General features: G+C 70.2%; 9 protein-coding genes. 2 read left to right on the forward strand and 7 right to left on the reverse strand.

Annotated elements, in window-relative coordinates:
• On the forward strand, window positions 1–951 hold a 951-nt coding region (locus tag VF697_RS03990), incomplete at its 5' end, for a TonB C-terminal domain-containing protein (RefSeq protein WP_331092137.1).
• A gap of 204 nt (window positions 952–1155) precedes the next feature.
• On the opposite strand, the gene VF697_RS03995 is transcribed toward VF697_RS03990, so the two are convergent.
• The 3 genes from VF697_RS03995 to epmA are packed head-to-tail and all read right to left on the reverse strand — an operon-like array spanning window position 1156 to window position 3170.
• Entirely contained in the window at window positions 1156–1425 is a 270-nt protein-coding gene (locus VF697_RS03995; RefSeq protein ID WP_331092138.1) for a hypothetical protein, read from the reverse strand.
• Window positions 1426–1474: 49 nt separating this feature from the next.
• The gene (locus tag VF697_RS04000; protein ID WP_331092139.1) at window positions 1475–2146 is read right to left on the reverse strand and encodes an inorganic pyrophosphatase; all 672 of its coding nucleotides are present in this window, start codon (window positions 2144–2146) and stop codon (window positions 1475–1477) included.
• 37 nt (window positions 2147–2183) lie between these two features.
• Window positions 2184–3170 (reverse strand): EF-P lysine aminoacylase EpmA, encoded by a 987-nt coding sequence (epmA, locus tag VF697_RS04005; protein ID WP_331092140.1) that lies wholly within the window; start codon window positions 3168–3170, stop codon window positions 2184–2186.
• 30 nt (window positions 3171–3200) lie between these two features.
• On the opposite strand from epmA, the gene VF697_RS04010 reads away from it, so the two are divergent.
• On the forward strand, window positions 3201–5060 hold the full coding sequence (locus VF697_RS04010; RefSeq protein ID WP_331092141.1) for a chromosome segregation protein SMC: 1860 nt from the start codon (window positions 3201–3203) through the stop codon (window positions 5058–5060).
• A gap of 58 nt (window positions 5061–5118) precedes the next feature.
• Here the strand turns inward: VF697_RS04010 and VF697_RS04015 are convergent, their stop codons facing one another.
• The 4 genes from VF697_RS04015 to VF697_RS04030 all read right to left on the reverse strand — a co-directional run.
• Window positions 5119–6174: an SPFH domain-containing protein gene (locus VF697_RS04015; protein ID WP_331092142.1), complete on the reverse strand. Its 1056-nt coding sequence runs from the start codon at window positions 6172–6174 to the stop codon at window positions 5119–5121.
• Between the two features lie 183 nt (window positions 6175–6357).
• On the reverse strand, window positions 6358–7158 hold the full coding sequence (locus tag VF697_RS04020) for an ABC transporter permease subunit (protein WP_331092143.1): 801 nt from the start codon (window positions 7156–7158) through the stop codon (window positions 6358–6360).
• 2 nt (window positions 7159–7160) lie between these two features.
• Entirely contained in the window at window positions 7161–8078 is a 918-nt protein-coding gene (locus VF697_RS04025) for an ABC transporter ATP-binding protein (RefSeq protein WP_331092144.1), read from the reverse strand.
• On the reverse strand, window positions 8075–9782 hold a 1708-nt coding region (locus VF697_RS04030), incomplete at its 5' end, for a dolichyl-phosphate-mannose--protein mannosyltransferase (RefSeq protein WP_331092145.1). The genes VF697_RS04025 and VF697_RS04030, both read right to left, overlap by 4 nt.

Below are 9782 nucleotides of genomic sequence, written 5' to 3' on the forward strand. Positions count from 1 at the left end.
CCGAGCCCCAAGCCTCCACCGAAGCCGTCCCGCCGCGAGCCCCCCGCCGTCGCGCAGGCGCCAAAGCCCCCTCCCCCCGAGCCGGCGCCCACGCCCACCGAGCCCCCCACCGTCACCGAGGCGCCCCCACCGAGCGACATGCCCCGCGCGGACATGCCTCGCGCCGAGGGCCCGCGCCTGGGCGCTTCGCGGCTCCTGCCCTCTCCGTCGCTCTCGTGGAGTCCCCAGGGAGGCGTCGCCGTGCCGGACGCGGGCGTGCCCGGGCCCTCCACGCCCGAGGAGAAGGTGGCCGACATGGTGCTGGAGGGCGTGCGCCGCGGGAAGGTGGATCGCGGGCTGGTGCACCCCTACTTCTCCGAGCTGGGCAAGTCCCTGCTGAAGAGCTGGGACGCCGAGCGCGCCGTCAGCGCGAAGGGCCTCAAGGGCTTCCTCGACCAGAGCCGAGGCAACTCGAAGGAGTGGATGCGCGTCTGGCAGGACCGGGCGGCGGCCTACTCCAATACGGGCTCACCGCTCAACGCGGACACGCCCGAGGCCTATGATCGCCTGCCGCCCGGCGGCAACCCGACGCTCGACGCGCGCCGTACCCTGCGCCGGCAGATGCGCGAGGACTTCCGGGCCACCCGCCGCGCCACCGTGCGCGTGGTGCAGGACACCCAGGGCAAGCTGCTCAGCGTGGAGCTCGTCACGCCCAGCAACGACGGCCAGACCGACCGGGAGGCGCTCGTCGACATCCGTGCCGCCGCCGAGCGTCTCCCCGTCCCGCCCCCCGAGGCCCTCCAGGGCCGCACGCAGCTCGTGAGCCTGTGGCAGATCGAGCTCATCATCTCCATCAGCCCGCCCGTGCCCACCGTCAGCATCGAGTTCGACGCGGAGATGAAGCTCACGGACATGCGGATGCCGCTCGACCGCCGCCTCTACAAGCGCGTGCGACTGCTCGAGGTGCGCTGAGTCGGTGGAGCGAGAAGTGGCCCGCCCCGCCGGCGCCGGGTGCATCGGGCTCGGGGTGGTGACGGATGTCTTCGGGGGCAGGGTGAGCGGCAACCTGGGCTCGATGCAGGCTTCCACCACGAGCCACCACGGCAGTGGCGTGCACCACTACTCGGCCCAGGCCGAGCTCAATGGGCCCCACGCCTCCTACGAGCTGCAGAAGGTTCACGCGGGCCGTCTGGGCGTGACCAGCGGCCAGCTCACCGCCGAGGCCAACGCCTTCAAGGCGAGCGCCCAGGCGGGCGTCTCGGCGGATACGAAGGGCCACGCGTACACGGCCGCGCTGACGGCCAAGGCGGAGACGAGCGTGGGCGTCGCGGCGAGCGTGAGCCACGACTTCAACCGGCACGTGGGCGCGTACCTCAAGGGCGAGGGCAAGGCCTCGGCCACCGCCTTCGCCGAGGGCGTGGCTTCCGTGGATCCGAAGACCGCCAAAGTCGCGGATCGAGAAGTTCTTCGCGAAGGCTTTCCGCGGGTAGAGCGCCTAGCGCTTGCTGGCGCGCGACTTCTGCGTCGCCGCCGGGCGCCCGTACACGCGCTGGTAGTCCTTCATGCTGCGCCGGATGATCTCGTGCGCCTCGCTCTGATCGTACATCTCCACGATCTCCACCGAGCGCTTCACCTCACTGGGAATCTGCTTGTAGGTGAGGAAGTAGTGCTTGAGGCGCTCCACCAGCGCGGTCGGGAGCTGCGCGACGTGCTGCAGGGCTCCGTACACGAGGTCCGACTCCAGCACGGCGATGATCTTGTCGTCGGCTTCCTTGCCGTCGACCATGCGGAAGCCTCCCACGGGGATCGCATGCACCAGCAACGCGCCGTTGGTGATGACCTTCTCCGTCAGCACACAGATGTCGAGCGCATCCCCATCGCCCTTGATGTCCTTGATGCCGGTGCGCTCGGCGCAGCGCTTCGCCACCAGCTCGTCGCAGTACGTCTGGGGGATGAACCCGTAGAGCGTGGGGCACTGGCTGGAGAAGCGCTGCGGCCGATCCAACCGGAGGATGCCCGTCTCCTTGTCCAGCTCGTACTTCACCGTGTCGGTGGGAACGATCTCGATGTAGGCGGTGACGACCTCGGGCACCTCCGAACCCGGCGAGACGCCATGCCAGGGGTGGGCCTGCGAGGAGTAGGGCTGCGGCTGCTTCTTCGTGGCCATAGTGATTCTCCCCGGGCGCTCGCACGGCCGGGGTCCTTCAGACGAATTCGTGCGCTGGGAAGAGGAGGACCTCCGAGATGGACTCCACCCCCAGCAACAGCATCAAGATACGGTCGAGCCCCACGGCGATGCCCGCCGAGGGTGGCATGCGCCCTACCGCGTCCAGGAAGCGCTCGTCCAGTGGATAGACCGCCCTCCCGGCCTGGCGTCGGAATTCCTGCTCTTCCACCAGCCGGGCACGCTGCTCCACCGGGTCGGTCAGCTCGGAGAAGCCGTTGGCCAGTTCCAGCCCCCGAGCGTACAGCTCCGTGCGCTCGGCCACGGTGGGGTCCTCCGGCTTGAGCCGCGCCAGCGAGGCCATGGAGGCGGGGTACTCCGTCAGGAAGGTGGGCCGCTCCCACCCCAGCGTCCCCTCCACCTTCTGCAGGAAGAGGTGGAAGAAGACGTCATCGAAGCTCGTGGCGTCCCCGGTGCGCACCCCGGCCGCCTCCGCCGCCCGCTTCAGCGAGGCCCCCTCCGGGCAGGCCCGCAAGTCCACCCCCGTGGCCCGGAGCACCGCGTCGCGCACCGAGAGCCGCTCATAGGGCGTGCGGGCGAAGAAGCCATCGCCTCCCACCGCGCGGTCCGCCTCGGCCAGCGCCCCTTCCAGGTCCGCCATGATGGCGTGGTAGTCCGCGCGCGGCCGGTAGAACTCCAGCATCGTGAACTCGGGGTTGTGCGTCCGGGAGACCTCCCCGTTCCGGAACACCTTGCAGATCTGGAAGAGGGGCCCCGCCCCGTCGGCGAGCAGCCGCTTCATGGCGTACTCGGGGCTGGTGTGCAGGTAGAGGGTGCGGCGCTGCCCCACGTCCGTCTCCGGGACGAAGGGCGCCTCGAAGGCGGTGATGTGGGGCTCCATCCCCGGAGTCGGGACGAGCAGCGGGGTGTCCACCTCGAGGTAGCCTAGCTGGCTGAAGAATCGACGGAGGGCTCCGTAGAGCGCCTGCCGCCCGGCGGCCGAGCGCCACTGGACTTGATTGGGCATGGGCGCCGCGGAAGTTACATTGCGCGTCTCATGCGCCCAAGGCTTCCCGCACTCCTCCTCTCCTTCAGCCTCAGCGCCCTCGGCGGGTGCGTCACGCCTGGCTCCAAGCCGCCCTCCCCTCCGCTCACCGAGGAGCAGAAGCTCGCCACCGAGGTGGCCCGGCTCGCCTCCGAGTCCGAGGCCCTGCTCAAGACCCAGAGCGAGCTGGTGTGGAAGTACTGGGCCGAGGGTGCCCGCGCGGACGTGGCCGCCACCTACGTGGACAGGTCGGGCCTGTTCAGGCTCGACAACATCCGGAACATCGACCGGCTGCGCCAGCGCACCACGGACCCGCGCGAGCTGCGTGCCCTCACCGCGCTCCAGTCGCACTTCGCGGGCGAGTACCTCTCGCAGCAGCTCGCCGAGGTGAACGACGCCATCGCCAACCTGGAGGCCTCGCTCTCCTTCCCCGTGGACGGCCGCGAGGTGCGCTGGCACGACCTGGAGCGGCTGCTCGCCAACGAGCGGAGCGCGCCGAAGCGCCAGGCCCTCTACACCGCGGCCACGCCCGCGCTGGAGCGACTCAACCAACTGCTGCGCCGCCGCGAGGAGCGCACCGAGGAGCTGGTGCGCGAGCTGGGCTACCCCTCCTACGAGGCCTTCGGCGGCGAGCTGCGGCAGGCGGACCTGGGCCGGCTGGGCCTGCTGGCCGAGGAGGTGCTCCAGGCCACCGAGGCGCCCTACAAGGAAGTGATGGAGCGGCTCTCCCAACGCGAGCTGGGGCAGCCCTTCGCGAGCCTCACCCGGGCGGACCTCCCCCGGCTGTTCCGCCCGCGCGACGTGGACAGACTGTTCCCCAAGGACAAGCAGCTCTCGCGCGCGCATGCCACCCTGACGGGAATGGGGCTCAACCTCTGGACGATGAAGAACGTGCGCATCGACGCGCGCGACGACGTGCCGAGGAAGAACCCGCGCCCGCTGACGTTGGGCATCGGCGTCCCGGGGGACGTGCGGATGTCGATGCGCCCCGTCGAGGGCGCACTGGAGGCCTCGCGGCTGATGCACGAGGTTGGCCACGCGCTGCACTACGCCTTCACCCAGGAGTCGCGCTTCGAGCTGGCCAGGCTGGGCAACCCCACCGTCACCGAGGCCTACGCCGCCCTCTTCGAGGACTTGCTGGAGGACCCGGTGTGGCTGGAGGAGCATGCCGGGCTGTCGGGCAGGGACCGCACCGAGTACCTGGCGGCGGCGAGCGCCCACAAGCTGTTCCTCATCCGCCGCGCCGCGGGCCGGCTGCTGTACCAGCTCGCGGTGCACCGCCAGGAGGGCGCCGACACCCGCGAGCTGTACAAGGCCCTCATCACCCGCACGGACGCGATACCGGCCACGGACGACGACGCGGCGCGCTACCTCGTGGACCAGGAGGACTTCTACCAGTCCGCGGATAACTTCCGCGCGTGGTTCCTCGCGGGCCAGCTCCAGGGCCAGTTGAAGGCGCGCTTCGGCCCGTCCTGGTGGCACAGCCCCGAGGCCGGCGCCTTCCTCAAGGGACTGTGGGCCCACGGCAACGCGCTCTCCGCGCGCGAGGTGGCCCAGGCCATGGGCGAGAGCGCCATCGCCCCGGACGTGCTGCTGCTGCGGCTCGGCACCACCCTGCAGGTCCCCATCAAGCTGGATGCCCGAGGCGAGCAGCCCGCTCCCGGTCCCACCGCTCCGGCCTCGCCCGAGCCCGCGGCTGCCGCCCCCGCGCCCGCTCCGGCGGCCGCGACGGTGAAGCCGGCCCCCCCGAAGGCGCAGGTCTCGAAGGCCCGGCAGGCCCGCGCTTCCAAGGCCAAGAGCGCCAAGGCCTCCAGAAAGCACGAAGGCTCCCGCCCGGAACACGGGCGGAAGCCTCGGAGCAAGAGCCACTGACTCGGCGCCCCTCACCCTGTCCCTCCCGTGAGAGAGGGACGGGTGGGGAACCCAGGGGCTAGAGCAGCTTCATCAGCTCGGCGCGCTTGGCGGTGTACTCCTCGTCGGAGAGCACGCCCGCGTCCTTCAGCTCCTTGAGCTCCTTGAGCCGCTGCGCCGGGCTGCGCGTGTCGGCCGCCGGGGCCGCCGCGGGAGGAGGCTGCTGCTGCTGCTGGTGCTGCTGCTGGTTCTGCTGCTGCTGGTTCGAGAACATCTGGGCCATTCCGAAGCCCATGCCCATGCCCATGCCCTGGAGCGCGCCATCCGAGCCCCCGCCGCCCTTGGCCATGCCCTCGGAGGCGCCCAGCATCGCCTGCCCCTGCGCGTACTGCTGGAAACCGCCCGCCAGACGCGAGTACGCCACGTCCTTGGACAGCTTCTTGAGCGTCACCTCGTCCTCCTCCTTGATGCTGACGTGGAAGTTGCCCATCCGCACCACGGTCATCCCGTAGGTGTCCACGTGCGGCTTCAGGCCGGCGATGACCTCGGTCTCGATCTCCTCGGTGTACGCGCCGCTCGTCACGTCCAGCAGCGGCCACTTCTTCTTCACCAGCAGCTCGGCGATGCGGTCGCGCGTCACCTTGAGCACCTGGTTCTTGAACCAGCCGAGGAACTCCGCGTTGCTCGTGCGGCCCATGCCCACCAGGCCCACCACCAGCTTCTCGGGCTCCGTCACGCGGATGGAGAAGTCGCCGTACACCATCGTCCCGATGCCCAGGCCCGTCTCCGGGTCGCGCACGTCACCGATGGGCCCGCCGAACTTCACGCCCGTGAACTCGCGCGTGGAGACGAAGAAGACCTCGGCGATGAACAGGTTGCCGCCGGTGAAGCCCTCGAGCAGCCGCGACAGGAACGGGATGTTGCTGGTGTCGAGCTGGTGCCGGCCCGGCCCCAGCTTGCCCTCCACCCTCCCGTCCTTCACGAAGAGGGCGACCTCGTCCGCGGCGACGGTGAGCTGGGTGAGCATCCGGATGTTCTTCTCCGGATACTTGTAGACAATCTCGTCCTTCGCCTCGTCGGCACGCGCGATGAAGTTGCGCTTCGCCTCGTCCTTGATCGTACCGAAGAATCCCATCGTGCTTTCGTTGCCTCCAGGACCGCGTCGACTACCGGGAGCCCACGCCGCCTCCCCTTCCTAACGCATAGCGTCCGGGCTGATTGCATGCCCGCCGTTCGTACGTCCCCTGCTCTTCCCTGGGAACATGCCAGAGTCAGGGCATTCATGGCCAGCCAACCCGGCGAGCCATCGTCCGCCCGGCTATCCCCAGCGGCTGAGCAGGCTCTCGCGGTCCAGCAGGCGGATGCTCGCCCACAGCAGCCCGATGTCCAGCAGCAGCACCACCACGCCCTGCACGGCGTAGTAGGCCACCCCGGCCCTCAGGAAGCCCGCCACCTGGCCGGCCACCAGCCCCACGAGCGGCAGCACCACGAGCGCGGAGAACTGCTGCGCGGTGCGCGCCTCGGCCACGCGGGCGGAGATGAGCACCGCCACCCCGTTGCCGAAGAAGGCGAACAGCGGCGCCATCACCAGCACCCCGAAGAGCCACAGCCCCGTGGGCATCATCAACCCCTGGCCCAGCGGCCACGCCACCACGTCCACGCCCACGCACAGCAGCACGAAGGCCAGCCAGGTGATGGCCACCGCCGGCACCAGCGAGGCCAGGCTCTTGCCCGCCACCAGCTCCGCCGACGTCAGCGGCGAGGCCAGCAGCGGCTCCAGCGTGCGCCGCTCCTTCTCCCCCGCCACGCTCTGCGAGGAGATGAGGATGGGCACGAACACCGGCATCACCAGGAACATGCCGAACCAGTCCAGCAGCGTGCGCTCCACCAGGAAGCGCCCCGCGCTGGCGTTCAGCGGCAGGTTCGGGTCGTAGTAGAGGGCGATCACCCGCAGGTTGGTGTCGTTCGGATCGCGCACGTACGTCCACACGACGATCATCGGCACCACCACCAGCACCACCGGCAGCGCCGTCATGGCGGCCAGCAGCGAGGGGTTCTTGCGCAGGTCCAGGAAGTCCTTCCAGAAGACGGCCAGCGCGCGACGGGGACGAAACGCCATGCTCACACCCTCCGCTCGCGGATGAGCTCCAGGTAGACTTCCTCGAGCGGGCGCTGGTCCGGCACCGCGCTGCGCACACGCGCGCCCGCGCCCACCAGACACGCCACCACGTCCGGGGCCTGCTCCTCGTCGGCCAGCATCACCCGCAGCCGCCCGCCCTCGGCGAGCACGTTGGGCGCGAAGGGCAGCGCGGCCAGGGCCTGGAGGTAGCGTCCGGCGTCGCCCTCCACCTTCACCTCCAGCTCGCTGCCCGTGCGCCGCAGCTCGTTCACCGAGGAGAGCGCCAGCAGCCGCCCCTTCACCACCGCCACCCGGGTGCACAGCCGCTCCACCTCGGAGAGGTTGTGCGAGCACAGGACGATGGTGCGTCCCTCCGCCGCCAGCTCCGCCACCGCGTCGCGCACGGTGCGCGCCGACTCGGGGTCCAGGCCGCTCGTGGGCTCGTCCAGGAAGATGACCTTGGGGTCGTGCACCAGGGTGCGAATGATGGCCAGCTTCTGCCGCATGCCCTTGGAGAAGCTGCCACAGGGGTCGTCCTCGCGGCCCGCCAGGCCGAAGCGCTCGAGGTAGCGCTGCACGCGCGGCCAGGTGGCGCGCTCGTCCAGCTCGTGCAGCTTCATGAAGAAGCGCAGGTTGTCGCGCGCGCTCAGCCGCTCATAGAGGCCGGGCTGCTCGGTGAGCAGGCCCACCACGCGGCGCAGGGACTCGCCGTCCGTGCGCACCGAATGGCCCCAGACGTGGGCCTCCCCCTCCGAGGGGAGCAGGAGGCCGGTGAGCATCCGCACCGTGGTCGTCTTCCCCGCCCCGTTGGGCCCGAGCAGCCCGAAGACCTCGCCCGGGCGCACGTCGAAGGACAGCCCCTCCACCGCGGTGCGCTTGCCGAAGCGCTTGGCGAGGCCCTGGACGGAGATACCGCTCAATCGATGCTCACGAGGACGAACTTGTTGTTGATGTCGCGGTCGATGACGGTGACGGTCTTGTCGGTGCCCGCCGCCTGCCTCAGCAGGCCGAGCCGGTTGTGCTCCACCAGGGCCCACTCCCGGCCGGGCTGGTCCACGAAGGGCTTGAGCTTGGGCACCTCGCGGATCTGCTTCACCTGGTTGCGCGAGTAGAACGTCTCCCCGCGCCAGTTCATCATGAAGGCGGTGATGGGCTCGGAGGGCTTGCGCTGGGCGTAGTAGCGCCAGAACAGGTCGCGCTGCGTCCAGTGGTGGGACAGGTCCACCCAGTGGCCCCAGTTGAACCAGAGGGCGAAGCCGGCCGCGAGCGCCCAGAAGGTGCCGTACAGCATCACCCGCGCCCGCTGCAGCGCCGCCACCACGGCCAGGACGCCGGCCACCGCGAAGGCGTAGCCCATGGCCATCTTCACGTTCACCGGAGCGGCCAGGGACTTGAGGAGCGAGTCGCTCAGCACGGGCGTGCGGATGCCGCGCGCGAGGAGCGCTCCGCCCACCACCGCCAGCGCGCCGGCGAGCACCCACAGGCCCGTGCGCGACTCGGCGGGAGCCTTCGTCGCCTGCCACGCGAGCCAGCCGCCCACGAGGCCCACCGCGAGGCCCAGCGGCCACTGCGCGCCCACCGCGCCCCGCAGGGCCATGGGCACGAGGAAGGCCGCGCCCATGCCCAGGCACAGCAGCGCCACCGCCCGCGCGCCCACCGAGGCCCGCGCCCTCGCCGGGAATACGCCCACGGCGAGGTAGGCCCCCACGGAGAGCAGCACCAGCGTCAGCATGTCCCCCACCCACAGCGGGCGCGAGGCGAACATGGCGATGGGTTTGGTGACGAGCTCGGTGGGGTACGGCCGGTCGTAGTTGTAGACGAAGAGGTCGGTGAAGTTCTTCGGGTTGCTGGCCAGGTCATGGCCCACGAGGATGAAGAGGACGAGCCCGAAGACGAGGCTCATCGCATGGGCGGAGATGCCCTCCTCCCACAGCCGGTCCACGAAGAGGGCGATGAGGACGGCGAGGCCCGGCAGCACCGGGAAGACGTAGTGGTGGAACTTGGTGGCCGAGGAGGCCAGCAGGGTGAAGGAGAAGGCCACCCACAGCACGGCGATGAGCGCCAGGTGGTCCGCCTTGTTGTGCGAGCGCGGCTTGAGCCGGGACACCACCGCGAAGGCGCCGGGCAGCAGCGCCACCCAGGGGAAGATGCCAAAGCCCCCCTGCTCGATGAAGTAGATGAAGGTGCCGCCCGGCGTCGTGGTGTGCACGCCCGCGCTCAGGCGGTTGAGGTGGTCGTGGATGAAGAAGCGGTACCAGAAGAGCTTGCTCTCGTCGTCCACGCCCTCGAAGAGGGACAGGGTGAGGTACCAGGGCACGGCCACCGCGCAGAACACGAGGATGCCGGTGCCCAGCTTCATCTTGTACATCTGTGCCCACAGCACCGGCATGGGCTGCTTGCCCTCCTCGCGCACCTCGGCGCGGAAGGAGGGCTCCAGCAGCCAGCGCAGGTGCGCGTTGAGGCTCGCCGCGTCGTAGGGGATGACGGCGAAGAAGGCGTAGAGCACGAGGATGACGGCCGGCAGGCCCACGCCCAGCAGGCCCTTGGCCAGGGTGGACAGGCCCGCGAAGACGTAGAAGGCGTACCACCAGCCGGCGCGGTGCTTCGTGGTGTCGTCGAGCTGG

The sequence above is a fragment of the Archangium sp. genome (assembly GCF_036388035.1).
In the GTDB taxonomy this organism is placed as follows: Bacteria; Myxococcota; Myxococcia; order Myxococcales; family Myxococcaceae; genus Archangium.

Coding starts and splice junctions, on each gene's coding strand:
- VF697_RS04015 (WP_331092142.1), bottom strand. CDS start 6,174: ATGGGATTCTTCGGTACGATCAAGGACGAGGCGAAGCGCAACTTCATC.
- VF697_RS04020 (WP_331092143.1), bottom strand. CDS start 7,158: ATGGCGTTTCGTCCCCGTCGCGCGCTGGCCGTCTTCTGGAAGGACTTC.
- epmA (WP_331092140.1), bottom strand. CDS start 3,170: ATGCCCAATCAAGTCCAGTGGCGCTCGGCCGCCGGGCGGCAGGCGCTC.
- VF697_RS04010 (WP_331092141.1), top strand. CDS start 3,201: ATGCGCCCAAGGCTTCCCGCACTCCTCCTCTCCTTCAGCCTCAGCGCC.
- VF697_RS04000 (WP_331092139.1), bottom strand. CDS start 2,146: ATGGCCACGAAGAAGCAGCCGCAGCCCTACTCCTCGCAGGCCCACCCC.